This window comes from Pseudoalteromonas sp. SG44-1, assembly GCF_014164315.1.
Classification (GTDB): domain Bacteria; phylum Pseudomonadota; class Gammaproteobacteria; order Enterobacterales; family Alteromonadaceae; genus Pseudoalteromonas; species Pseudoalteromonas rhizosphaerae.
Window position 1 is genome coordinate 1 of the sequence record NZ_JACJEW010000247.1, and the last position, 416, is coordinate 416.

Sequence of the window (416 nt, forward strand, 5' to 3'; positions counted from 1 at the left end):
TGATTCATGACTGGGGTGAAGTCGTAACAAGGTAGCCCTAGGGGAACCTGGGGCTGGATCACCTCCTTATACGATTTAGAACTTATTTGTTCGTAGTGTCCACACAGATGATTGTTAGTTAGTTTGCTCTTTGAGTTCACTAATTAATATGCTCTTTAAAAATTTGGAAAAGCTGATAATAAAATTCGTATGAATAACATTGTTATTTGTACAGAGTTTTCAAAAGTAAAAAAGAATGATAGCAGTATCATTCAGTGCCAATTTAATCACTCTTTAATTAGATAATGATTAATTGGTATCTACTTTAGTATTCAATATTAACTTCTGGCGAAGTTAAACTGTCACAAAACAAAGACCCGTTTGGGTTGTATGGTTAAGTGACTAAGCGTACACGGTGGATGCCTTGGCAGTTGGAG

1 rRNA gene is annotated in these 416 nt (G+C 35.6%); it reads left to right on the forward strand.

Going from position 1 to position 416, the window contains the following annotated elements:
• A 16S ribosomal RNA gene (locus H5187_RS24025) occupies window positions 1–69 on the forward strand; the annotation flags it as partial.
• Between the last annotated feature and the right edge of the window lie 347 nt (window positions 70–416).